The sequence below is a fragment of the Microbispora sp. CL1-1 genome (assembly GCF_012034195.1).
GTDB lineage: Bacteria > Actinomycetota > Actinomycetes > Streptosporangiales > Streptosporangiaceae > Microbispora.
The window spans coordinates 69,769-92,958 of the sequence record NZ_JAATEK010000002.1 but is presented as its reverse complement, the minus strand read 5'-3'; the positions used below and the strand labels follow the sequence as shown (position 1 = coordinate 92,958).

The 23,190-nt window shown below is 72.1% G+C and carries 22 protein-coding genes; 16 read left to right on the top strand and 6 right to left on the bottom strand.

All coding sequences use genetic code 11. From position 1 onward, the window contains the following. Positions 1 to 2,454, bottom strand: a complete 2,454-nt coding sequence (locus HCK04_RS02890) for a glycoside hydrolase family 48 protein (RefSeq protein WP_260617054.1) — start codon at positions 2,452 to 2,454, stop codon at positions 1 to 3. A gap of 426 nt (positions 2,455 to 2,880) precedes the next feature. Between HCK04_RS02890 and HCK04_RS02885 the strand changes: the two genes are divergently transcribed. Then, a complete protein-coding gene (locus HCK04_RS02885; RefSeq protein WP_142645316.1) occupies positions 2,881 to 3,279 on the top strand; it encodes a phage holin family protein in 399 nt (132 codons plus the stop codon). After that, positions 3,276 to 4,367, top strand: a complete 1,092-nt coding sequence (locus HCK04_RS02880; protein WP_142645315.1) for a DUF3618 domain-containing protein — start codon at positions 3,276 to 3,278, stop codon at positions 4,365 to 4,367. Before HCK04_RS02885 ends, HCK04_RS02880 begins: the two co-directional genes overlap by 4 nt. A 149-nt stretch (positions 4,368 to 4,516) precedes the next feature. On the opposite strand, the gene HCK04_RS02875 is transcribed toward HCK04_RS02880, so the two are convergent. After that, entirely contained in the window at positions 4,517 to 5,083 is a 567-nt protein-coding gene (locus HCK04_RS02875) for a CGNR zinc finger domain-containing protein (RefSeq protein WP_142645314.1), read from the bottom strand. Between the two features lie 89 nt (positions 5,084 to 5,172). On the opposite strand from HCK04_RS02875, the gene HCK04_RS02870 reads away from it, so the two are divergent. From HCK04_RS02870 to HCK04_RS02805, 14 genes are all read left to right on the top strand, one after another. Further along, positions 5,173 to 5,685, top strand: a complete 513-nt coding sequence (locus HCK04_RS02870; protein ID WP_205829773.1) for a carboxymuconolactone decarboxylase family protein — start codon at positions 5,173 to 5,175, stop codon at positions 5,683 to 5,685. After that, positions 5,682 to 6,587, top strand: a complete 906-nt coding sequence (locus HCK04_RS02865; protein ID WP_142645313.1) for a phosphotriesterase — start codon at positions 5,682 to 5,684, stop codon at positions 6,585 to 6,587. The genes HCK04_RS02870 and HCK04_RS02865 overlap by 4 nt, the downstream gene beginning before the upstream one ends. Positions 6,588 to 6,677: 90 nt before the next feature. Continuing rightward, on the top strand, positions 6,678 to 7,196 hold the full coding sequence (locus HCK04_RS02860) for a MaoC family dehydratase (RefSeq protein ID WP_142645312.1): 519 nt from the start codon (positions 6,678 to 6,680) through the stop codon (positions 7,194 to 7,196). Continuing rightward, on the top strand, positions 7,196 to 8,356 hold the full coding sequence (locus HCK04_RS02855) for an acyl-CoA dehydrogenase family protein (RefSeq protein ID WP_142645311.1): 1,161 nt from the start codon (positions 7,196 to 7,198) through the stop codon (positions 8,354 to 8,356). The genes HCK04_RS02860 and HCK04_RS02855 overlap by 1 nt, the downstream gene beginning before the upstream one ends. Continuing rightward, the gene (locus tag HCK04_RS02850) at positions 8,353 to 8,787 is read left to right on the top strand and encodes an HIT family protein (protein ID WP_312845714.1); all 435 of its coding nucleotides are present in this window, start codon (positions 8,353 to 8,355) and stop codon (positions 8,785 to 8,787) included. Before HCK04_RS02855 ends, HCK04_RS02850 begins: the two co-directional genes overlap by 4 nt. Before the next feature lie 25 nt (positions 8,788 to 8,812). Continuing rightward, entirely contained in the window at positions 8,813 to 9,718 is a 906-nt protein-coding gene (locus HCK04_RS02845; RefSeq protein WP_142645310.1) for a haloalkane dehalogenase, read from the top strand. Between the two features lie 173 nt (positions 9,719 to 9,891). Then, positions 9,892 to 11,070: a histidine kinase gene (locus HCK04_RS02840; protein ID WP_142645309.1), complete on the top strand. Its 1,179-nt coding sequence runs from the start codon at positions 9,892 to 9,894 to the stop codon at positions 11,068 to 11,070. Between the two features lie 100 nt (positions 11,071 to 11,170). Next, positions 11,171 to 11,767 (top strand): Uma2 family endonuclease, encoded by a 597-nt coding sequence (locus HCK04_RS02835; protein WP_142645308.1) that lies wholly within the window; start codon positions 11,171 to 11,173, stop codon positions 11,765 to 11,767. A 110-nt stretch (positions 11,768 to 11,877) separates the two neighbouring features. After that, positions 11,878 to 12,627 (top strand): LytTR family DNA-binding domain-containing protein, encoded by a 750-nt coding sequence (locus HCK04_RS02830; RefSeq protein WP_142645307.1) that lies wholly within the window; start codon positions 11,878 to 11,880, stop codon positions 12,625 to 12,627. Positions 12,628 to 12,645: 18 nt separating this feature from the next. Then, positions 12,646 to 13,080 carry a hypothetical protein gene (locus HCK04_RS02825; protein WP_205829772.1) on the top strand — a complete coding sequence of 145 codons (435 nt, stop codon included), beginning with the start codon at positions 12,646 to 12,648 and terminating at the stop codon, positions 13,078 to 13,080. 7 nt (positions 13,081 to 13,087) lie between these two features. Next, positions 13,088 to 14,602, top strand: coding sequence for a cation acetate symporter (locus tag HCK04_RS02820; RefSeq protein WP_312845713.1), 1,515 nt, complete (start codon positions 13,088 to 13,090; stop codon positions 14,600 to 14,602). Between the two features lie 195 nt (positions 14,603 to 14,797). Beyond that, positions 14,798 to 15,142: a DUF485 domain-containing protein gene (locus HCK04_RS02815; RefSeq protein WP_185948907.1), complete on the top strand. Its 345-nt coding sequence runs from the start codon at positions 14,798 to 14,800 to the stop codon at positions 15,140 to 15,142. Further along, positions 15,139 to 16,749 carry a cation acetate symporter gene (locus tag HCK04_RS02810; RefSeq protein WP_142645305.1) on the top strand — a complete coding sequence of 537 codons (1,611 nt, stop codon included), beginning with the start codon at positions 15,139 to 15,141 and terminating at the stop codon, positions 16,747 to 16,749. The genes HCK04_RS02815 and HCK04_RS02810 overlap by 4 nt, the downstream gene beginning before the upstream one ends. A gap of 186 nt (positions 16,750 to 16,935) precedes the next feature. After that, the gene (locus HCK04_RS02805) at positions 16,936 to 17,535 is read left to right on the top strand and encodes a TetR/AcrR family transcriptional regulator (RefSeq protein WP_142645304.1); all 600 of its coding nucleotides are present in this window, start codon (positions 16,936 to 16,938) and stop codon (positions 17,533 to 17,535) included. 21 nt (positions 17,536 to 17,556) lie between these two features. On the opposite strand, the gene HCK04_RS02800 is transcribed toward HCK04_RS02805, so the two are convergent. From HCK04_RS02800 to HCK04_RS02785, 4 genes are all read right to left on the bottom strand, one after another. Then, entirely contained in the window at positions 17,557 to 19,128 is a 1,572-nt protein-coding gene (locus HCK04_RS02800; RefSeq protein ID WP_142645303.1) for a wax ester/triacylglycerol synthase family O-acyltransferase, read from the bottom strand. A 291-nt stretch (positions 19,129 to 19,419) separates the two neighbouring features. Continuing rightward, the gene (locus HCK04_RS02795) at positions 19,420 to 20,499 is read right to left on the bottom strand and encodes an LLM class flavin-dependent oxidoreductase (protein WP_142645302.1); all 1,080 of its coding nucleotides are present in this window, start codon (positions 20,497 to 20,499) and stop codon (positions 19,420 to 19,422) included. A gap of 241 nt (positions 20,500 to 20,740) precedes the next feature. Beyond that, a complete protein-coding gene (locus tag HCK04_RS02790; protein ID WP_142645301.1) occupies positions 20,741 to 22,081 on the bottom strand; it encodes an NtaA/DmoA family FMN-dependent monooxygenase in 1,341 nt (446 codons plus the stop codon). Further along, positions 22,078 to 23,190 carry an LLM class flavin-dependent oxidoreductase gene (locus HCK04_RS02785; RefSeq protein WP_142645300.1) on the bottom strand — a complete coding sequence of 371 codons (1,113 nt, stop codon included), beginning with the start codon at positions 23,188 to 23,190 and terminating at the stop codon, positions 22,078 to 22,080. The genes HCK04_RS02790 and HCK04_RS02785 overlap by 4 nt, the downstream gene beginning before the upstream one ends.

Here is a 23,190-nt window from a genome sequence, read left to right as displayed (position 1 = left end):
TCAGCCGTTGGGGAAGAGCAGGCCGTACTGTCCGTACGCGGTGGCCACGTCGGTCTGCGCCCAGAAGCGGTGGTAGTGGAAGACCGGAGGGGTGCCGCCGTTCAGGTACGACTGGACCTTCGGCCAGTCCGGGTCGTTCTTGTACCAGGACCGGATGGAGATGAAGGTCGAGTTGCTGTTGATCGGGTCGCCGTTCGGCATCGTGCCGCTCCAGCCGGACGGGACGTAGATCGGGTCGTCCAGGCGGTTGTAGTCGGTCTTGGTCTCCGCGACCGACACGCCCTTGTCGTCCTGGTTGTTCTGCCAGATGCCGTCGAGCAGGGCCTTGGCCGTGCTCTTGGCCTGGGCGTTGCCCGACCTGGCCGCGTAGAACATCAGGGTCTTGGCGTACGAACCGGCCACGCCGATGTCGTCGGTGTAGTCCTGGATGGTCACGTGCAGCCCGGTGTTGGCCGGCGGCATCCCCGAGCCGCTGAAGCTGGCGTCCGGCTGGCCGCTCCAGTGCAGCGTCGACGGGATCTGGAAGGTGCCGTCGGAGTTGATCGTGGTGCCCGACAGCGCCCAGGCGACCCACTTGTCGAGGATGCTCTTGGCGTCGCTGTTGCCCGTGGCGTAGTAGAGCTCGGCCACGCGCTCCATCGACCACGCCTGGAAGCCGAACCACTGGTTGGACGGCGGGTCGTGGTAGACGGGCTGCCAGTCATAGGCCATGCCGAAGAACTTCGGCAGGCTCGACGGCGGGGAGGCGTAGTGGCCCTCCCAGCTGTTGGTCGCGCCACCGGCGATGGCGCCCTCGGCCGACTGCAGCCACTTGTAGAACTGCAGCTGGCGGGTGAGGCTGGTCGACCAGTCGCTGACGGCGGTCGAGCCCTTGGGCTTCAGCGCGTTGACGTTCGACAGCGCCCAGGCCGCCATCGGGTTCTGGTAGCCGCCGTGGTTGTGGCTGGAGCCGATGCGCCAGGCCCATCCGGCCGACGTGTCGTACGCGCCGCCCCAGGCGTAGTACCAGGACAGCAGGTAGTTCGACGAGTTCTTGCCGGTGCCCGCCGGGCAGGAGGTGCTGGTGCAGTTCGGCTGCTTGAAGTACTTGTCGTACATCGCGTAGCGCAGGTAGTCGCCCATCTTGGCGGCGTTGGCCACCGCGGTGGAGATCTGCCCCTGCTTGCCCTGCTCGGTCGCCCAGGTCAGCGCCCAGTAGGCGGCCTGGACGGCGCGGGCGTCGGCGTCCGGCGCGTTGGTGTACTTCCACTGCTTCGCGTACGACGCGTCACCGGTGAACAGGTCGAGGTACCCGTTCGGACCGCCGAATGCGAAGGTGTCGCACGACGGCTGCGGGATGGTCTCGAAGACCGACTCCTCGGGCCCGCGCTGGTAGGTGTTGATGTACGCCGGCTTGGTGGTGCCGTCGCCACAGCGGCCGTAGCCGTAGGTGTTGTCGACGTCCAGCAGCCAGTGCATGCCGTAGATGTCGGACGTGCCGTACGCGCTCTTCAGCTCGTTCGCGATCGGGTCGCTGCCGACGCTGACGCTGCTGTCGAGCCGGGACGGGTACTGGCTGATGTCGTTCCACTCACCCGCGTACGTCGCCGGCTTGCTGGGGTCGTACTTGTCGTTGGTGGGCTGGTCGGCGTGCGACGGGATGATGTACTTCTCCATCGTCGTCCACGCGGTGTTGAACTTCGTCCAGTCACCGGTGATCTTGCCGTACATCGCCTCCAGCCACAGGTAGTAGCTGAACGCCTCGGACGTCGTCTCGTGGCCCTGGTCGGGAGCCTCCACGAGCAGCGTCTCGACCGAGTGGTAAGGCACGCCCTCGGGCGAGAAGTACCCGTTGGCCGGGTCGTGGATCTTGTTGTACATCGTCATGAAGTTGTCGATGTACTCGTTGCCCGTGCCCGGAGTGGGGCTCGCCGATGGGGACGGGGACGCGGACGGCGACACCGAGGGCGAGGCGGAGGGGGACGCCGACGGCGAGGCGGAGGGGGACGCCGACGGCGAGGCCGACGGGCTCGGCGAGGGCGAGGGCGAGGGAGACGGGCTGGGTGAGGGGCTCGGTGAGGGGCTGGCGGTCGCGCCGCAGGTCACACCGTTGATGGAGAACGAGGTGGGCTTGTTGTTGCTGCCGTTCCACGTTCCCTGGAAACCGATGTTGGTCGTCGTGCCGGTGCCGAGGCTCGCGTTCCACGGCATGTTCGTGGCCGTGACGGTGGCGCCGCTCTGGCTCCAGTTCGCCGACCAGCCGTTCGACAGCTGCTGCCCGTTGGGGAAGTTGAACCGCAGCGTCCAGTTGTTGATCGGATCGCCCAGGTTCTTGATGTCGAGGCTGACGGTGAAACCGCCCGATCCGGAACCCCAGGAGTTGAGCGCGTACTGCACGTCACAGGACACGGCGGCGGACGCAGGAGTCTGCGCCAGCCCGACGAGGAGGCCGCCGGACACGGCGGCGGCCGCCACAAGGGCGATCCGTCTCCGCGATCGTGGGAGCGCTCCCGTACTCAGAGCTCTCGTTCGCATTTGAGGAGGGTCTCCAAAGTGGGTTGGGGGTGGGAGCATCGGGTGAAGAAATGCCAGGTAGCGGATTTCGTGACCGATGCAGGCAAGGGTGGATCTGAACCGATACGATGGGAGCGCTCCCACATCAGGATTGTCGATTGGGCCCCCGGTATGTCAATCACGGGTTGCAATCGCCTCACGCCGTGGCCCGATCGGGCGGTGAGCCGGGGCCCCTTACTGGCCTTTTGCCACCCTCTGGCGGACGTGGCGCTGTTTCATAACTGAAACTTTCACGTGTAACAGCCTGGCCGTTCACCCCGCCGGGGCCCGTGGTTAGGGCTCTCGGCTGCGGGTAGGCGCTTCCCAACCCTGGAAGGGAGGCAGGCCATGACCATCCAGAAGGAGTCGCTTTCAACGGGCGAACTCGTCCGCCGCCTGTCCGAGGACGTCTCCCGGCTGATCCGCGACGAACTGCGCCTGGCGCGGCTGGAAATGACCCGCAAGGGCAAACGCGCGGGAATGGGCGCGGGCCTGCTCGGCGCCGCTGGTCTCATCGCGTTCTACGGCGGAGGCGCCCTCGTGGCCACGGCGATCCTGGCCCTCGCGCTCGTGCTGCCGGCCTGGGCGAGCGCCCTGGTCATCGGCGCCGCGCTGCTGGCGCTCGCCGGACTGCTCGCCCTGGTGGGCAAGGAGCAGGTGTCCCGCGCGACGCCGCCCACTCCCGACGAGGCGATGCGCAGCCTCAAAGCGGACATCGACGTCATGAAGGAGAGTGCGCGCAGATGACCGAGACCGACCCCAAGGCGGCCCGGCCGAAGGCCGGGACCGTGGGTGTGCACAGACAGGACGTGTCAGAGCCGGTCACCGACCCGGAGTCGCTGAACGCCGTACGGCAGGCGCAGCCCGGCCCCGAGCCCGTCGCCGAGGCCCGGGACACCGAGACCAGGGGCGCGGGCGAGCGGAGGAAGGGCCACGACGAGATCGCCGAGGTCCGTCAGGAGATCGAGCGGACCCGCGACGACCTCGGCGACACGATCGAGGCGCTGGCCGCCAAGGCCGACGTGAAGGCACGGGCGCAGCAGCGCGTGCACGCGACCACCGCGGCCGCGCGGGCCAGGGTGGCCGGTGTCACCGGACGCGTGCGCGAGGTCACGCCGGAGCCGCTGCGCGGAGCCGCGGCCAGGGCCGGCGAGCAGGCCAGGCGTCGTCCCGGCGTCGTCGCCGGGGCCGGAGCCATGGCGACGGCGCTGCTGGTGTTTCGCCGGATCTCCCGGAGCCAGGGCCGTACGACGAGGTCCGGCATGGCGAGGTCCGGCATGGCGAGGTCCGGCATCACGAGGTCCGGTATGGCGGGCATGCCGCGGATGCGCGGCGCGGGCGGAGCCCGCATGGGCAGCGGGATGTTCGGCGGGATCTTCGGCGGGATGTCCGGCGCCTCCCGCAGGACCGGGATGACCGGCGGCGGAACGCGGCCGTTCGGTTCCGGCATGTCCGGCACGAAGAGTAGAGCCGGGGCCACGAGCATGTTCGGCCGCGGTGCGCGCCTGTTCGGTGCCAGGGGCAGGGCAGGCACGAGGGGCATGTTCGGCGCCAGGGGCAGGGCCGGCGGCATGGGCCCGCTCGGCGGCAAGGGCGTGTTCGGCGGGAAGAGGACGCCCGGGGGTATGAGCATGTTCGGCGGGAAGAGGACGCCCGGGGGCATGAGCATGTTCGGCCGCAGGGGGATGTCCGGCGGGCCGGGCCTGTTCGGCCGGAAGAGCGCGCGCGGCGGAACGGGCGTGCTCGGCATGCTCGGCCGGTCCCGCATGTTCGGCGGCCGGCGGCTGTTCCCGCAGCCTCGTCGCTCGGTCATGCGGAGGTTCGCGCATCGATGACCGGCCCGAGGCGGGCCTGAGCGAGGTGCCCGGGGCGTGGCGCGAAGCGCGCCGGGCGCCCGCGCGCCACCAGGGCTCCCCGGGGGTCGGCGAAGACAGGACGCGAAGGCCCGACGCCGAGCCTTGCTCATGCGGCGCCGGGCCGTTTCTCATGACTGGCCGGCGTTGCGGCGGGCGCGGAGCGCGCGGACTCTTCCCCGGCTCGCGCACGCGGGATTCGGGCACCAGCGCCGGCGTCCGGGCGGGTCGATGAAGACGCCCCTGCAGTCACTTTCGGGGCAGCTCTTCAGGGCCAGCCGGTCGGATCCGGTCATCTGGTCCACCGCCTGGCGGGCGATCCGGGCCAGGGCGTGCGCCGTGGTCGCCGGGGGCTCGCGCCGCAGCCGGTCGTCCGCGCTCAGCCGCACCGGATCGTCATGCTCGCCGAGGAAGGCGGCCAGGCCGGCCACGGCGTCCGCCGGCGGCGGCCGTTCCTCGACCGTGGCCAGCGCGAGCGCACGCAGCGTCTCGCGCAGCGCCCACGCGAGGTGCAGGTCGTCCTGGCCGGGTGGCCGGGCGGGGGACAGCTCGCACCGCTCCAGCCACTCCGCCAGGCGGGCGGGGGTGGCCAGCCGTTCCACCGGCGCCGCGCTGAACGTGCGGCCTTTGGTGGCGAGCAGGTTCAACCAGACCGCGCCGCAGTCGAAGCGGAAGGCGAGCTTGTCCTCGGTGGTCACAAAAACAGGGTAACGCTTCAGCCGTTACGTCCAGTACAGTCCTCCATGTAACGCACAAAGCGTTACACCTATCAAAGGAGGATCGGGGCATGACGATGAGGCGGCCGTCTGTGGAGGGACTGACGCGGGCCCGGCTGGACCGTGAGGAGGGCTACCGGCTGCTCGGCCTCCTACAGGACGAGTCCTACCAGCGGTCCCTTCTGCCGGGGCTTGAGGAGATCGTCCCTGGATTCCCCGACTGGCTGGTCACGGCGCTGTTCGGCGGCACCTATCTGCGTGAGGGGCTGTCGCTGCGCGACCGGCAGCTCGTCAACCTCGCCGCCCTCACCGCCGTCGGTGGCGTCGACCCGCAACTGGCCGGCCACGTGAGGACTTCGCTGCGCGTGGGGATGAACCGGCAGGAGATCCTCGAGGTGTTCGTGCATCTGGCCCCCTACATCGGCGTGCCGAGGGCGCTGGCCGGGCTGCGCGTCGCCGTCGCGGCGTTCGCGGACACGGAGACGGACACGGAGACGGACGCGGACGCGGACACTGAGACGGACGCGGAGACGGACGCGGAGACGGAGACGGACACGGAGAGGGAAGGGGAAGGCGGCCGATGACGGCGGCCGTCAGGACCGTGCTGGGGGACATCCCGCCCGGGGAGCTGGGGGTCTGCGACGCGCACGATCATCTGTTCCTCGCCTCGCCGGCCCTGCCGGGCCAGGAACTGGACGACGCCGAGGCCGCGCTCGCCGAGCTCGACACCTTCGCCGCGCTCGGCGGCCGTGCGGTGGTGCAGTGGACCCCGTGGGGGCTGGGGCGGCGGGCAGAGGAACTGCCGGGCCTGTCCCGGCGGTCCGGCGTGCACCTCGTCTCCGCCACCGGCCTGCACCAGGCGCGGCACTACGACCCGGAGGAGTTACGCCGGGTCCGCAGCGGACTGGCCGGCCTGTTCGTCCGCGAGCTGACCGCCGGTCCCGTGAAAGCGGGCCTGATCAAGGTCGCCGGCGCCTATCACCGGCTCGACGAGCACGCGCGGCACGTCATGGCCGCCGCGGCCGAGGCGCACCACGCCACCGGCGCGCCCATCGGCGTCCACCTGGAGGCCGGAACGGCGGCCATGGACGTGCTCGACCTGCTGTGCCGTACGCACGAGGTGCCCGCGCACCACGTGATCCTCGGGCACCTCCACCGGTTCCCGGACCCGCGCGTCCACCGGGAAGCCGCGGAGGCGGGCGCGTACCTGGCGTTCGACGGTCCGTCGCGGGCGCATCACGCCGCCGACTGGCGTCTGCTGGACTGCCTGGAAGCGCTCGCCGCCGCGGGACACTCCCGCCGGATCCTGCTCGGCGGCGACACGGTCACCGCGGCGGCGAGGTCCGGCGCCGACGGACCGGGCATGCCGTTCCTGCTCGGCGGCCTGCGACCGCGGATCGAGCGGGAGCTCGGGCCCGAGGTCGCAGCGGCGATCTTCGTGGAGAACCCGGCCCGGGCGTTCGCGGTCCACTGGCGGCGGCCGTGACTGCGGGCGGATCCGGAACGACGGAGCATGCGGACGGCGTCGCGGGCCGGGCTCACCCCGCGCGGAGCTGATCCAGAATAGTATTCTGGTGTGACGGTCCATGAAGCCCGCATCGGGCGCTACTACGAGGACTTCGTGGTCGGCGACGTCTACCAGCACCCGCTCGGCCGGACGATCAGCGAGGCCGACAACACCTGGTTCACGCTGCTGACGATGAACACCAACCAGAACCACTTCAACGCGCACTTCGCCGCCCGGGCTCCGGTCGGGAAGATCATCGTGAACTCGGGGCTCTCGGTGGCGATCGTGCTCGGGCTGTCGGTCATCGACGTGAGCCAGACGGCGATGATGAACCTCGGCTGGGACGAGATCCGGCTGACCCATCCGGTCTTCGTGGGCGACACCCTGTACGCCGAGTCGATCGTGGTGGACAAGCGCGAGTCGAGGTCACGGCCGTACGCCGGGATCGTCACCTGCCGCACGCGGGGCCTGAACCAGGACGGCGACGAGGTGATGTCGTGGCGGCGCGCGGTGATGGTCTACAAGCGCGACGCGCCCCACGACAAGGGGTATTTCCCGCGTGCCAAGACCGGCCCGATGGAGGCGTAGTGGACTTCGAGCTGAACGAGGACCAGCGGCTGTTCCGGCGGACGCTGCGGGAGTTGGTGGACAAGGAGATCGTCCCCGTCGCCTCCGAGTGGGAGCGCACCGGGCGCTATCCGGAGGAGATCGTCCGGCGGTTCGCGCAAATGGGGCTGTTCGGCATGACCATCCCGGAGGAGTACGGCGGCCTCGACCTCGACCGGGTGTCGTTCGCCCTCGTCTTCGAGGAGATCGCCCGGGGCTGGATGGGCGTGGCGGGAATCCTCGGCTCCCACTCCCTGTCGACCTGGATGATCGCCGAATACGGCACGGACGAGCAGCGCCGCCACTACCTGCCCGGCCTGGCCGGCGGCGCCCGCCGTACGGGGATCGCGCTGACCGAGCCGGGCGCGGGCACCGACCTGCAGGGCATCGCCACCCGGGCGGTCCGCGACGGCGACCACTACGTCGTCACCGGCACCAAGACGTGGATCACCAACGCGCGGCACGCCGACCCGCTGCCCGTGCTGGTGAAGACCTCGATCGAGACGCCCGCCCATCGGGGGATGTCGGTGCTGCTGGTGGACGCCGCCAGCGAGGGCCTGACCATCAGCCGCGACCTGCCCAAGCTGGGCTACAAGGGCACCGAGACGTGCGAGGTCGTCCTCGACGGCGTACGCGTGCCGGTGTCGCGGCTGCTCGGCGGCGCCGAGGGGCGCGGCATGCAGCAGGTGCTGTCGGCGCTCGAACTCGGCCGTCTCAACATCGCCGCCCGCGCGGTCGGCGTCGCGCAGTGCGCCTACGAGGCGGCCCTCGGCTACGCCCGCGAACGGCACGCGTTCGGGCAGCCGATCGCCGATTTCCAGGCGATCCAGCTCAAGCTGGCCGACATGGCGACCGAGATCCAGGCGGCCAGGCTCATGACGTACTGGGCCGCCGTGCGGTCGGAGGCCGGGCCGGTGCGCAGCGAGGCGGCGATGGCGAAATACTTCGCCTCCGAGGTGGCGCTCAGAGCGACGATGGAGGCGATGCGGATCCACGGCGGCTACGGCTACTCCCAGGAGTTCGTGGTCGAGCGCCTCTATCGGGACGCGCCGCTCATGGCGATCGGGGAGGGCACCAACGACGTGCAGCGGCTGATCATCGCCAGGGCCCTCATCGAGGGCGACGCCACGCTCGGCTGGTGACCGTGGACGGCTGCGTGTTCTGCGAGATCGCGGCGGGCGAGCGGGCCGCCCACATGGTGCTGGACGACGAGGTCGCGGCGGCGTTCCTCGACGTCCGGCCGGTGTTCAAGGGGCACGTGCTCGTCGTGCCGCGCGGCCACGTCGAGACCCTGACGGACCTTCCGGCCGAGGAGATCGGGCCGTTCTTCTCCCGCGTCCAGGCCGTCGCGCGGGCGGTCGAGGCGGGCACGGGCGCGGCCGGCACGTTCGTCGCGATGAACAACCGGATCAGCCAGAGCGTGCCCCACCTGCACGTCCACGTCGTGCCGCGCAACCGCAAGGACGGCCTGCGCGGCTTCTTCTGGCCCCGGGTCAAGTACGACGGCGACGCCGAGATCGAGGACTACGCGGCCCGCATCCGCGCCGCGCTGGACGAATCCCTCCACATGTGAATCTACAACGTAAAGGTGCCCCTCCATGGACTTCCTCCGCACTCCTGACGAACGCTTCGCGGACCTGCCCGACTTCCCGTACGAACCCCGCTATGCCGAGGTGACCGGCGGCGCCCGGATGGCGTACGTCGAGGCGGGCCCGGCGGACGGGCCGCCGGTGCTGCTGCTGCACGGGGAGCCGAGCTGGTCGTTCCTCTACCGGCACGTGATGGCCGTGCTGGCCGAGGCGGGCTGCCGGGCCGTAGCCCCCGACCTCATCGGCTTCGGCCGGTCGGACAAGCCGTCCCGCCCGGAGGACCACACGTACGCCCGGCACGTGGAGTGGGTGCGGTCGCTCGCCTTCGACGCGCTCGGCCTGCGCGGCGTGACGCTGGTCGGCCAGGACTGGGGCGGGCTGATCGGGCTGCGGCTCGTCGCCGAGCACCCTGACCGCTTCGCCAGGGTCGTCGCCGCCAACACCGGCCTGCCGACCGGCGACATCCCGATGCCCGAGGTGTGGCACCGCTTCCGGCAGGCCGTCGAGAACGCGCCCGTGCTCGACATCGCCCGGTTCATCCAGTCGGGGTGCGTCACCGAGCTGCCCGAGCCCGTACGGCGGGCCTACGACGCGCCGTTCCCCTCCGAGGAGTTCAAGGCGGGGCCGCGGGCGATGCCGGGCCTGGTGCCGATCACCCCCGACGACCCGGCCGCGCCCGCCAACCGCGCCGCCTGGCAGACCCTCGTCACGCTCGACCTGCCGCTCCTCGTCGCGTTCTCCGACCGCGACCCCATCACCGGGGGGATGGCGCCGATCCTGAAGAAGTCGATGCGCGGCGCGGCCGGGCTCGACCACCCCGTCATCACCGGCGCCGGTCACTTCCTGCAGGAGGACGCGGGCCGCGAGCTGGGCGAGGCCGTCGCCGCCTTCGTCCGCGCGACGGCCGCACGGTAGGCCCGGCGAGAGGCCCGGCGGAAGGCCCGGTGAGAGGCCCGGCGGAAGGCCCGGCGAAGAGGCCCGGAGAGAGACGCGGCTCAGCGGCGGCCGGGGGCGGTCCGGCGCGCGATGGGGACCGTTCGCCGCCGCGCGAGCGGACGGGCGGCGCGCGCCGGGTAGGCTGCGGCGGCGTGGAACCGGTCGTGACAGTGCTCGTCGTCGCCGTGCTCGTGGCCGTGCCGGCGGTCGTGCTGTGGCGGGTCCTGCGCGGGCGGCGCGACCTCGGCAGCAGCCCCGCCGAGCGCGCGACGTTCGAGACGCTGCACACCGCCTCGCTGGCCGCGCCGCCGCTGCGCGCCGGGCTGACCCAGGCGGGGGCGCTCAAGGCGTCGCGGCACCTGCGCGAACTGCTCGGCTCCCCGGCCATCGCCATCACCAACGGCGAGGAGCTGCTCGTCTACGACGGCGTGGGCGACCACCACGCGGCCGAGGCGTTCGAGCACGCCGCCGAGACGCTGAAAGACGGCCGCACGCAGGTGCTCGCGCTCGACTGCCTGCGCCCCGAGTGCCCGATCAGGCACGCCGTGGTCGTCCCGCTCACCACCGACGACCGGGTCGTCGGCTCGCTCGCGGCGTACGGCGACCACGCCTCGGCCGGGCTGGTGCGGGCGGCGCAGGAGGTCGCGCGGTGGGTCGACTCCCAGCTTGAGCTGGCCGAGCTCGACCGGTCCCGCACGATGCTGATGGAGGCCGAGGTCCGGGCGCTGCGGGCGCAGATCTCGCCGCATTTCATCTACAACTCGCTGACCACCATCGCGTCGTTCGTCCGCACCGACCCCGAGCGGGCCAGGGAACTGCTGCTGGAGTTCGCCGACTTCACCCGCTACTCCTTCCGGCGGCACGGCGACTTCACGACCCTGGCGGAGGAACTGCGCTCGATCGACCGCTATCTCACGCTCGAACGGGCCAGGTTCGGCGACCAGCTCCAGGTCACGTTGCGCATCGCGCCCGAGGTGCTGCCGGTGGCAGTGCCGTTCCTGTGCCTGCAACCGCTGGTCGAGAACGCCGTACGGCACGGCCTGGAGGCCAAGCCGGGCGTCGGCCGCATCACGATCGTCGCCGAGGACGCGGGCGCGGAGTGCGTGATCACGGTGGAGGACGACGGCGTCGGCATGGACCCCGACCGGCTGCGCCGGGTGCTCGCGGGGGAGGACCGCTCGGGCGCGGGCGGCATCGGCGTGGCCAACGTGGACGAGCGGCTGCGCCAGGTCTACGGCGACGAGTACGGCCTCGTGGTGGAGACCGGAGAGGGCGCCGGCACCAAGGTCGCCGTACGCGTCCCCAAATATCACCCCGGCGTCCGGACCTGATCCTTCACGCCCTGACCATTCGGAAAGCTATGCGTATCCCTATGATTACTGTTAGCTTTCACGCCGGTCAGGCCGCCCCTCGCCCGGAGGTTCCACGCCGATGAGTGTGACGATCACGTTCGGCCGGCAGGGGAGCCGGTGTCCGTGGCCCCGGGACGACACGCGCGACCTGCCGGAAGGATTCCGCTACGAGATCGAGGACGGGAACCTCCTGGTCGAGAACTCCCCCGCACCCGAGCACCAGTACGTCGCCTATCGGCTCATGCGCCTGCTGAATGACGCGGCCGAGGACGCCGGGCTGGATCTGATCACCATCGGGCCGGTCGACGTCGACGTCCCGGGGCCGCTGCCCGGCTACCGCAGTCCTCCCGATCTCGTCACCGTGCCGGGCAAGCTGGCCGAGGGCGGCTATGACCTGCTCAAGGGGCACGACACACTGATCGCCACCGAGATCACCGGCAAGGACGCGGTCACCCGCGACATGATCACCAAGCGGCAGGTCTACGCGAGCATCGGCATCCCGTTCTCCTGGGTGGTCCGCCTCGACCAGCCGGAGCCGCGCGTCATCGTCTTCGAGCTCGTCGCGGGGGAGTACCGCGAGCGTCACGTAATGCGGACGGGCGAGCCGGCGACGCTCGACGAGCCGTTCCGGGTGACGCTCGACCCCGGGGCGCTGCTGCGCCGCCGTCCGGGCTGACCCCCGGGCCGGCGCGATCCCAGCCGTGATGCGGTCGTGATGGGGAGGCGTTGACTTCCACACGTTTCGGTCATCACTCTCTAGGGGATCGGTCGGTGAAAGGGGTGATCGTGAGCGGTCTGCGGGTTCTGGCGGTGGACGACGAGCAGCCCGCGCTGGAGGACGTCGCCTACCTGCTGCGCGCCGACCCCCGCATCGGTGACGTGCTCACCGCCCGCGACGGGGCCGCCGCGCTCCGGCTGCTCGACCGCGCCATCGCGGACGGCAGGCCGATCGACGCGGTCTTCCTCGACATCCGCATGCGCGGCCTCGACGGCGTGGTGCTGGGCCGGCTGCTGACCCAGTTCACCCGCCCACCGAAGATCGTTTTCGTGACGGCGTACGAGGACCACGCCGTGGACGCCTTCGAGCTGAAGGCCGAGGACTACCTGCTCAAGCCCGTACGGCCGGAGCGGCTCGCCGAGGCGATCCGCCGGGTGTGCGGCAGCCGGGGCGAGCCGGGGGAAGGGCCGCAGGCGGACACGATCCCGGTCGAGCTGGGCGGCGTCACCCGGTTCGTGGCGAGCACCGAGGTGCGGTACGTCGAGGCGCAGGGCGACTACGCGCGGCTGCACACGGCGACCGGCAGCCACCTGGTGCGCATCCCGCTGGCCACGCTGGAGGAGCGCTGGGCGTCGGCGGGGTTCCTGCGCGTCCACCGCAGTCATCTCGTCGCGGTCAAGCACATCGACGAGCTGCACATCGACTCGGGCAAGTGCGTGGTGCGGGTGGGGGAGACCGAGATCCCGGTGAGCCGGCGCCACACCCGGGAGCTGCGCGACCTGCTCGTCCGCCGGGCCCGCCGGGGCCAGGCCCAGTGAGCGGGCGGTGAGGGCACGATGAGCGGCAAGCCCCGCAAGGCGGCGGCGTCCGGCACGCGCGGACAGGGCGAGGGCGCGGCGACGGGCGGGAAGCCCCGCAGGGTGGTGGTCACCAGCCCGCGCACGGCGGCGGCGCCCAGGCCACGGCACCCGCTCACCCGGGAGATCGACGAGCAGACCCGCCTCGGCGAGGTCTACATGGGCTCCCTGGTGCGCACCCAGTTTCGCCTGGCGTTGTTCGTGTGCAGCCTGCTCGCCTGCGTCGTGGGCGGGTTGCCGCTGCTGTTCCTGCTGGCCCCGGAGCTGCGCGCGGCCGAGCTGCTCGGGCTGCCGCTGCCGTGGGTGGTGCTGGCGGGGCTGATCTATCCGGCGCTCGTCGGGGGCGCCTGGCTGTACGTGCGGCAGGCCGAACGCAACGAACGCGACTTCGCCGACCTCGTGGAGCGCCGATGAAGACCGTGTGCCGGCCGCGGGGAGTGCCGACGAGAACGGCGCACCGGTGAACCAGATCGTCGCGGTCGTCCTGGTGATGCTGGCGACCGTGCTCATCGGCGCGTTCGGCATCCGGGTGTCCCGCACCACGTCGGACTTCTACGTCGCCTCCCGCACGGTCTCGCCCCTGTGGAACGCCTCGGCCATCGGCGGGGAGTATCTGTCGGCGGCATCCTTCCTCGGCGTCGCGGGGCTGATCCTCACCTTCGGCGCGGACATGCTGTGGCTGCCGGTCGGCTGGACCGGCGGCTACCTCGTGCTGCTGGTGCTGGTGTCGGCGCCGCTGCGGCGGTCGGGGGCCTACACGCTGCCCGACTTCGCCGAGGCGCGGCTGGAGTCGATGGCGGTGCGGCGGCTGTCGAGCGTGCTCGTCGTGCTGATCGGCTGGCTCTATCTGATGCCGCAGTTCCAGAGCGCCGGGCTGGTCTTCCGTACGATCACGGGGGCGCCGCCGTGGACGGGGAGCCTGCTGGTGGCGGCGGTGGTCGCGACCAACGTGCTGTCGGGCGGCATGCGGTCGATCACGTTCGTCCAGGCGTTCCAATACTGGCTGAAGCTGACCGCGCTCGCGGTGCCGCTGGTCTTCATGCTGATGGCCTGGTGGTCGGACGGACGGCCGGGGCTCGCCCCGGGGGACGAGTGGGTGCTGCCGCTGCACGGCCAGGAGCATCCGGTCTACGAGACGTACTCGCTGATCCTGGCGACGTTCCTCGGGACGATGGGGCTGCCGCACGTGCTCGTCCGCTTCTACACGAACCCGGACGGGATGGCCGCCCGCCGCACCACGCTCGTCGTGCTGACCCTGCTCGGCGCCTTCTATCTGATGCCCGCCGTGTACGGCTACCTCGGCCACGTCTACGGCATGCCGGAGAGCGACACCGTGGTCATCGCCCTGCCGGGCAGGCTGGTCGGCGGGCCGGTGGGCGAGTTCCTGACGGCGCTGGTGACCGCGGGGGCGTTCGCGGCGTTCCTGTCGACGTCGTCGGGGCTGACGGTGTCGGTCGCCGGGGTGATCGCTCAGGACATGCTGCGCGGCGGGGTGCGCGCGTTCCGGGTCGCGACCCTGCTCGCGGTGCTCGTGCCGTTCGCTCTGGCGGGCGTGGCCCGGTCGCTGCCGGTGGCGACCGTGGTGGGGCTGGCGTTCGCCGTGGCCGCCTCGTCGTTCTGCCCGCTGCTGGTGCTCGGCATCTGGTGGCGCAGGCTGACGACGGCGGGGGCGATGGCCGGCCTGCTGGCCGGGGGAGGGCTGGCCTGCACGGCGGTCGTGGTCACGATCATCGGCGGCCCGCACAGCGGCTGGGCGGGGTCGCTGCTGGCGGAGCCGGCGGCCTGGACGGTGCCCGTGTCGTTCACGGTCATGGTGGTGGTGTCGCTGCTGACGCCGTCGCGGGTGCCGCGTGGCGTGGCGCGCACGATGGTCCGCCTGCACACGCCCGAGACGCTGAACGTCGACCGGGGCGACTGGCGGCCGCGTTTCATGTAGCCGGGCGTTTGCGGTCGCGTTTCATGTAACGCATGGGTGACCGCTCAGCGCGTGCAACCGACCATTCGTCGCAGGGATGCGCCATGTGAACGAGCGGGCGCTACGGCTGGGCGACTCGGCGGCTCCCGGGACTCGTCGCCGCGCAGGGCGCGCTCCTACGTTGAAGTGATCCAGATCACTGCCGAAGGAGATCTTGTGACCGTCCAGCACGATCCATCGGTCTATGAACGTATACAGGCGGGTGAGCAGTTCCAGGAGCTGCGCCGCCGCTACCGGTCCTGGGCGTTCCCCATGACCATCGCCTTCCTGGTGTGGTACCTGCTCTACGTGGTGCTGTCGGGCTTCGCCCGGGACTTCATGGGCGCCAAGTTGTTCGGCAACATCAACGTCGCCCTCGTCTTCGGTGTGCTGCAGTTCGTGTCGACGTTCCTGATCGCGTGGGCGTACTCGCGGCACGCGGAGGCCAAGCTCGACCCGATCGCCGACGAGCTGCGCGGCGGGGCCGAGACCCACGACGAGGTCGGGGAGGGCGCGAAGTGAGTCACGAGACGCTGTCCACGATCCTCTTCGTGATCTTCGTTGCCGGCACACTGGCGATCACGTTCTGGGCCAGCCGCCACACCAAGAGCGCGGCGGACTTCTACGCCGGCGGCCGGTCGTTCAGCGGCCTGCAGAACGGCCTGGCGATCGGCGGCGACTACATGTCGGCCGCGTCGTTCCTCGGCATCGCCGGCATCATCGCGCTGTCGGGCTACGACGGCTTCCTCTACTCCATCGGCTTCCTCGTGGCCTGGCTGGTGGCGCTGCTGCTCGTCGCCGAGCTGATGCGCAACTCCGGCAAGTACACGATGGCCGACGTGCTGGCGTTCCGCATGTCCCCGCGCCCGGTCCGTACGGCGGCCGGCGTGTCCACGATCGTCGTGAGCATCTTCTACCTGCTCGCGCAGATGGTCGGCGCGGGCGCGCTCGTCGGCCTGCTGCTCGGTGTCCACTCCGAGGCCGGCAAGATCTGGACGATCATCTTGGTCGGCCTGCTGATGATCATCTATGTCGTGTTCGGCGGCATGAAGGGCACCACCTGGGTGCAGATCGTCAAGGCCGTCATGCTGATGGTCGGCGCCGCGCTGATCACCCTGCTGGTGCTCGGCAAGTTCGGCTTCAACCTGTCCGGCCTGCTCGGCGACGCCGCCAACGCGAGCGGCAAGGGCGACGCCTTCCTCAAGCCCGGTCTCAAGTACGGCACCGAGGCCCAGGGCGTCTGGGGCAAGATCGACCTGATCAGCCTCGGCCTGGCCCTGGTGCTCGGCACCGCCGGCCTGCCGCACGTCCTCATCCGCTTCTACACCGTGCCGACCGCCAGGGACGCCCGCAAGTCGGTCATGTGGGGCATCGGCATCATCGGCGTGTTCTACCTGCTGACGCTGGTGCTCGGCTTCGGCGCCGCGGCCCTGGTGGGCTCGAAGACGATCGCCGAGGCCGACAAGGCCGGCAACACGGCGGCCCCGCTGCTCGCCCAGCAGGTGGGCCAGGACATCTTCGGCGACGTCGGCGGCACGGTGCTGCTGGCGGTCATCGCGGCGGTCGCGTTCGCCACGATCCTCGCGGTCGTCGCGGGCCTGACCCTCGCGTCGTCCTCCAGCTTCGCCCACGACCTTTACGCGCACGTGTTCAAGCGGGGCGGCGCCACCGAGCGCCAGGAGGTCGTGGTCGCCCGGATCGCCGCGTTCGTGATCGGCGCGGTCGCGATCGCGCTGAGCATCTTCGCCCAGTCGCTCAACGTGGCCTTCCTCGTCTCGCTGGCCTTCGCGGTCGCCGCGTCGGGCAACCTTCCGGCGATCCTCTACAGCCTGTTCTGGAAGAGGTTCAACACGGCGGGCGCGGTCTCGGCCATCTACGGCGGCCTCATCTCCGCCGTGGTGCTGGTGATCTTCTCGCCGGTCGTCTCCGGCGCGCCGACGGCGATGTTCCCCGACGCCGACTTCCACGTGCTCCCGCTGTCGAACCCGGGCATCTTCTCGATCCCGATCGGCTTCCTGTGCGGCTACCTCGGCACGATCCTGAGCAAGGAGTACAACGGCTCGAAGTACGCCGAGATCGAGGTCCGCTCGCTCACCGGCCTCGGTGCCGAGAAGGCCACGAGCCACTGACACCGGTTTCCGGCCACACGTCGCCGGCCCCAGGCGCCGCCTCCCACCGCCGCCGAGGGCCGGTGACCCCGGTGCGCCCGGCCGCGGGCGCTGTGCCACTCGGCACGGGGCTCGCGGCCGGGCGTATGCCTGCCCTCTCCCTCGCGTCATGGTGTTGGGGCACCCACTGTGGTTAAGGTTCGGTCCGTGGACAGCCCTCTCCAGACCGCCAAGGCGTGGTCGCGCTCGCGGAGAAGGAAGCAGCCGCCCGACGGCGACGCCCGCACCCGCATCCTCGACGCCGCCGAGGAACTGTTCGCGGGCGGCGGCTACGAGGCCACGCCCACCGCGCGCATCGCCGAGCTCGCCGGCGTGCCCAAGGGCCTGGTCTTCCATTACTTCCCCCGCAAGATCGACGTGCTGATCTCGCTGGTGGACGAGCGCACCGTGGTGATCGAGGAGGAGGTGGAGGCGGTGCCCGGCGACGCGGCCGGCGCGCTGTCGCGGCTCGCCCGCAGGCTGCCGCTGCACGCGTCCCCCGCGATGCGGCGCATCCTGTTCCGGGAGGCCGACACGCACCTGTCCGTACGGGAGCGCCTGGGCCGCCTGAACACCGAGATCATCCGCCGGGCCAGGTTCGCCCTGGAGCTCGCCCTGCCGGGCGGGCGGGGTGACGCGGCCCGCCTGGAGGCCGCCGCCGCGACCTTCGCCGCGGTCCTGCTCTACCAGGAGAGCATCTGCCTGCTCACCGGCCATCACATCGATCCCGACGCGGTCGCCGAACTGATCGCGGGCGCCCTGCGCTGACCGGGGCCGTGACCCCCGAGGTCAGGCGGGCACCATCTCCCCCTGCTCGTTCCCGGGCCGTACGGCGGAGTCTTCAGCGGGGTCTTCAGCGGGGTCTTCAGCGGGGTCTTCAGCGGAGTCTTCGGGGGAGTCGTCGAGCAGGGCCAGCAGCTCGTCCATCGCCTCGCGCAGGTGACCGATCATGCTCCAGACGTCGGGCAACCGGGCCGGGCAGGCGACGACGCCGAAGTCCAGCCGCCCGTCGTACGACGCGCAGGTGATGCTGATCCCCCCGGTGGCGTCGGTGACCACCGACAGCGGGTGGTAGGCGATCATGCGGGCGCCGCACAGATACAACGGCAGGCGGGGCCCCGGCACGTTCGACACGATGAGGTTGACGCCCGCCCCCGCGACCCCCGCGAGGCGGAACACCACCGGCGTGGCCAGCGCCGCGAAGGCATTCGGCACCATGGCGCACACGTCGTCGAGCCAGGTGCGGTGGGAGACGGCGAAGCGCCGCTTGGCGGCGGCCAGGGCCGAGCGCACCGCCGCCAGGCGTTCCGCGGGAGAGGCGACGTCCGTGGCCAGCGGTGTGATCATCGCGGAGATCCGGTTGCCGACCCAAGCGGCGTCCCGGGACGGGTCGCCCGCCGGCCGCCGCGAGCGCAGCGTCACCGGCACGGCGGCCACCAGTGGCCGGGCGGGCAGCGCGTCGTGGGCGAGCAGCCAGCGCCGCAGCGCCGACGCGCACAGCGTCATCACCACGTCGTTCGGGCCCATGCCGAAGGCCCTGGCCACCCTCCTGATCTCCGCCAGCGGCACGGAGCCGAGGGCGACCTCCCGCTCCGCGGAGATCGGGCCGTTGAACGGCGTGCGCGGCGCGACCAGCGGAGGCGTCGCGGGCAGCGGGCGCGCGTCTCCGGCGATCACGCGGGCGGCCTGGGCCAGGCGCCGGGCGTCGGGCAGCGCCGCCACCACCGGGATCGCGTCCAGGTCGGCCGCCGCGCGGGCGAGCGAGCACAGCGTCTCCACCGGCTGGACGATCGACCGGGTGATCGCGCCGGCGAGCATCGCGAGCGTCCCGGGCACCTGCGGCGACACCGGTGCGGGAGGCGCCTCCACCCGGCGCGGCTGCGGCGACGGGTCGAGCAACGCGGTCAGGATCTCCGAGCCCGACACGCCGTCGATCGCGCAGTGGTGCACCTTCGTGTAGAGCGCGCACCGGCCGCCCTCCAGGCCGTGGATGAGGTGCGCCTCCCACAGCGGCCGGCCGCGGTCGAGCCGCCGCGCGTGGACGCCCGCGACATAGGCGGCCAGTTCGCGTTCCCCGCCGGGCGCCGGGAGCGTGGTCTCGTGCACGTGCGCGTCGAGGTCCACGTCGGGGTCGTCCACCCAGTACGGCCGGTCGAGCCCGAAGGGCACGTCGGCCAGCCGCATCCGCAGCGGCGGGGCGAGGTGCAGCCGCTCGCGCAGCAGGGCGATCAGCGCATCCCTGGTCAGAGCGCCGGAGGGCGAGGCCGACGGGTCGAGTATGGCGACGCCCGCCACGTGGGTCGCGGTGGTCGCCGACTCCACGCTCAGGAACTGCGCGTCGAGTGCCGTCAACTGGCGCATCTCGTCATCCTCCCCGCTCACGCCGCCGCCCGGTCCGCCGTGGGGCCGTTCGCCGGCATCCAGGGATTCGCCGAGACCGGAGCCGGGGCCCCTGGCGCAGGATGAGCGCCCGCACGCGCACCGTGACCATCATCGCCGCGGGGTGTTTCCACCGCGTGTCTCCCGCGTACCGCCGGGGGATGTCCAGCCGAATCCCTGACCTGCGGGAGACGGTCGGCCCCCGGCGGTCCCGCGCGGCGCGCGGGACCGCCGGGCCGCGTCGAGGGGCCGGAGGCGACCGAGCCGCGGGGGTCAGGCCGTCACGAGGGATCGGAGGCGGGGGACGACGTATTCGCCGACGCGGTACGCCTCCTCCAGGTGAGGCCAGCCGGAGAGGACGAACTCGTCGATGCCCACCGCGGCGTACTCGCGCAGCAGCGCGGCGACTTCGTCGTAGGAGCCGACGAGAGCGGTGCCCGCGCCTTCGCGCACCAGGCCCACACCGGCCCACAGCCCCGGGTGGATCTCCAGGTCGCGCGTGCCGCCGTGGTGGAGCTCGACCATGCGGCGCTGCCCCACCGAGTCGTAGCGGGCGAAGCGCCGCTGCGCCTCGGCGATGCGGGCCGGGTCCATGCCGGCGAGCAGGCGCTCGGCCTCCGCCCAGGCGGCGGACGCGGTGTCGCGGGCGATGACGTGCACGCGCAGGCCGTAGCGCAGTTCGCGGCCCTCCGACGCGGCCAGGCCGCGCAGCCGGTCGATCCGCGCCGCTATGGCCTGCGGTGGTTCGCCCCACATGAGCGCGACGTCGGCGCGGCGGGCGGCGACGCGTTCTGCGGCGGGGGAGGCGCCGCCGAAGTAGACGTCCGGCACCGGAGTGATCGGCTCGGCCAGCCCGCCCGCCTCGACCCGGTAGTGCTCGCCGTGGTGGTCGAAGGGCACGCCGTCCCAGGCCAGACGCAGCACCTGGAGGAACTCGTCGGTTCTCGCGTAGCGGGCGTCGTGGTCGAGGAAGTCGCCGTACGCGCGCTGCTCGACCGGGTCGCCGCCCGTGACGACGTTCACCAGCAGCCGCCCGCCGGAGACCTGCTGGAACGCCTGCGCCTGCTGGGCCAGCAGGGTGGGCAGGGTGTAGCCCGTGCGGAACGCGACCAGCGTCTTGAGCCGCTCGGTGTGCTGGGTCAGCGCAGCGCACACGATCCACGGGTCGGGGCAGCCCGCGCCGACCGGGGTGAGCGCGGCCTCGAATCCGGCCTGCTCCGCGGCTGCGGCCACCTGGCTCAGATAGGCGATGGTGGCGGGACGCGCGGTGGGCCGGAAGCTGTCGGTGGTGGTGATGGCGGAGCGGACGTCGTGCCCGTCGCCGGTCGTCGGCAGGAACCAGTGGAAACGCATCAGTTCACCTCGTCAGCGGACGCGGACCGGCGCACGGCCGCCGAAGACGCCTCGCCGGCCGACGCGGAAAACCAGTAAAACCACCTGATTCAGTGGGAAATGTAATGCTCTTCCGATCGCCCGCGCAAACCCGGCACGCCCGGCCCCGGCGTCCGGCCCCCCGCGTCCGGGCCCCCGCGCCCGGAGCCGGCACCGTACGGCGGGGCCGCCGTGTGGACGGCCCCGCCGAGAGGGCGCGGCTTCAGGCCGGAACGCCGTCCGTCACGGCCCGCGGCCGGACCGGGAAGCGCAGCCCCAGGCGGCCGCGCAGAGTGGGATGGCTGTACTCCCGCTGGAACAGCCCGCGCTCCTGGAGGATCGGCACCACGAGCCTGGCGAAGCTCTCCAGGTCGACGGCGGTGTCGGCCGGCATGACCGTGAAGCCGTCCGCCGCACCCGCCTCGAACCACGCCTGCAGGTCGTCGGCGACCTGCTCGGCCGAGCCCACCAGCAGCCGGTGTCCCGACCCGCCCGCGCTGCGCTGGACCAGCTCGCGGGGCGTGCGCGGACCCTCCGCGAGCAGCGCCCGCGTGGAGGCGCCGAAGCCCGCGGAGAAGGCGTCGCCGGGGATGGAGCCGGGCAGGTCGCCGACGCCGATCGGGTCGTCGGGACCGAACCCGTCCTCGGGCAGGCCCAGGTTGCGCAGCAGCACCCTCGTCAGCCGCTCGATCGGCAGCGTGGCGTACAGTTCGCGCTCCCGGCGCCGGGCCTCCTCCTCGGTCGCCGCGATGAGCACCACCACGCCGAGGGAGACCTTCACGTCGTCGGGGTGGCGGCCGGCCGCGACCGCGCGGCGGCGGATGTCGTCGCGGAACGCGACGGCCCTGGCCCGGGTCTGCGCCACGGTGAACACGACGTCGGCGAAGCGACCGGCCAGGGCGAGCCCGCCCTCGGAGCCGCCCGCCTGGACGACGACCGGACGGCCCTGCGGCCCCGGGCCGACCGGGAGGGGCCCGGCCACCGAGAAGAACTCGCCCACGTGGTCGATCCGGTGGATGCGGGAGGGGTCGGCGTAACGGCCGCTCTGCTTGTCGGCGACGATCGCGTCCGGCTCCCAGCCGTCCCACAGCCGGGTCACCACGTCGAGGAACTCGTGCGCCCGGCGGTAGCGGGTCTCCTTGCCGGGATGCTCGGCCAGGCCGAAGTTCGCCGCCGCGGCGGGCGTGCCGGTGGTGACGACGTTGACGGCCGCGCGGCCCCTCGTCACGTGGTCGAGCGTCTGGAACCGCCGGGCCAGGTTGTACGGCGAGTTGTACGTCGTCGAGCTGGTGGCGATCACCCCGAGGTGCGTGGTGATCGCCGCCAGGTTGCCCAGGAGCACGAGCGGGTCGAGCCCGGTGCCGGGCGCCTCCTCGATCTCGCCGCCCAGCGCGGGGGCGTCGCCGAGGAAGACCGCGTCGATCTTCGCCTCCTCGGCGATCCGCGCCAGCCGCTGGAAGTGGCCGATGTCCAGGTAGGCCAGCGGGTCGGCGTGCGGCAGCCGCCAGGCGTGCCGGAAGTGGCCGGGCGTCATCAGCGACAGGGCGAGATGGAACCCGCTCATCGCGTGCCGCCCGGGACCGTGACGGGCTGCCGCGCGGGACGCCAGCCGAGCAGGGGGGCCAGCTCTCGCGCGGCGGAGGTGAGCAGCCGGAGGTGTTCGCCGGACTCGGGCACGCCGGGGACGAAGTTCACCAGCAGGTCGGTGACCTGACGCAGCGCCGGATCGGCGGCCAGCTCGGCGGCGAGCGCCTCCGGCGGGCCGAGCAGGGCGTGGTCGGCCTCCAGATACTCCTCGACGCCGAGGTTCGCGACGTCCCTGCGGGAGGACAGCCAGCTCTGCCAGCGCCGGACGCCGGGCGTGACCAGGCGTACGGCCTCCGCCCGGTCGGGGTGGGGATAGACGGCCCGGGAGACCTGCACGCGGGGCGCGCGGCCGGGATCGGGCCATGCCTCCTCGTGGGCCTCCTCGTGGGCCGCGCGGTAGGCCGCGATCCACTCGGCCTGCTGCCGCTGCGCCTCGCGCACGGTGCCGCCGCGCCAGGCGGTGGCGCGGGAGAGCTGCAGCCCGTCGCCGGCGCGTCCGGCGGCGGCGGCCGCCGCGTGAGCCAGTTCGGGGTCACCGGTGGTGGCCTGCCACAGCCGCCGCCGCAGCCCGGGCGCGGGCGGGTGGAGCACCTCGCCGAGGCTGTTGAGCGTCGTCCCCTCCAGCACCTCGTGCAGCCGCGCCACGGAGGCGTCGAAGAGCCGGTGCCGGTCGGCCAGGTCCTTCCCGAACGCCTCCCAGGCGCCCGGGAAGGGACCGGAGCCCACACCCAGTTCGAGGCGGCCGCCGCTGAGCTCGTCGAGCGTCGCCGCGTCCTCGGCGGTCTTGAGAGGGTCCTCCAGCGGGAGCACCAGCACACCGGTGCCCAGCCGGATGCGCGTGGTGTGCTCGGCGATCGCGGCGAGCACGACCAGGGGTGCGGAGACGTGCTCGTTGCCCTGGCGGAAGTGCCGCTGGATGACCCATCCCGAGTCGTAGCCCAGTTCCTCGGCGGCCACGAACAGGTCGATCGCCTCCCGGTAGGCCCGGCCCGGCGGCAGGTCGCCGTCGAGGTGCAGCAGGAAGCCCAGGCGGAAGGGCCGGCCGTCCTCGACGCCGGCCCCGATCGTCGTGGTGAGGTCGCTCAC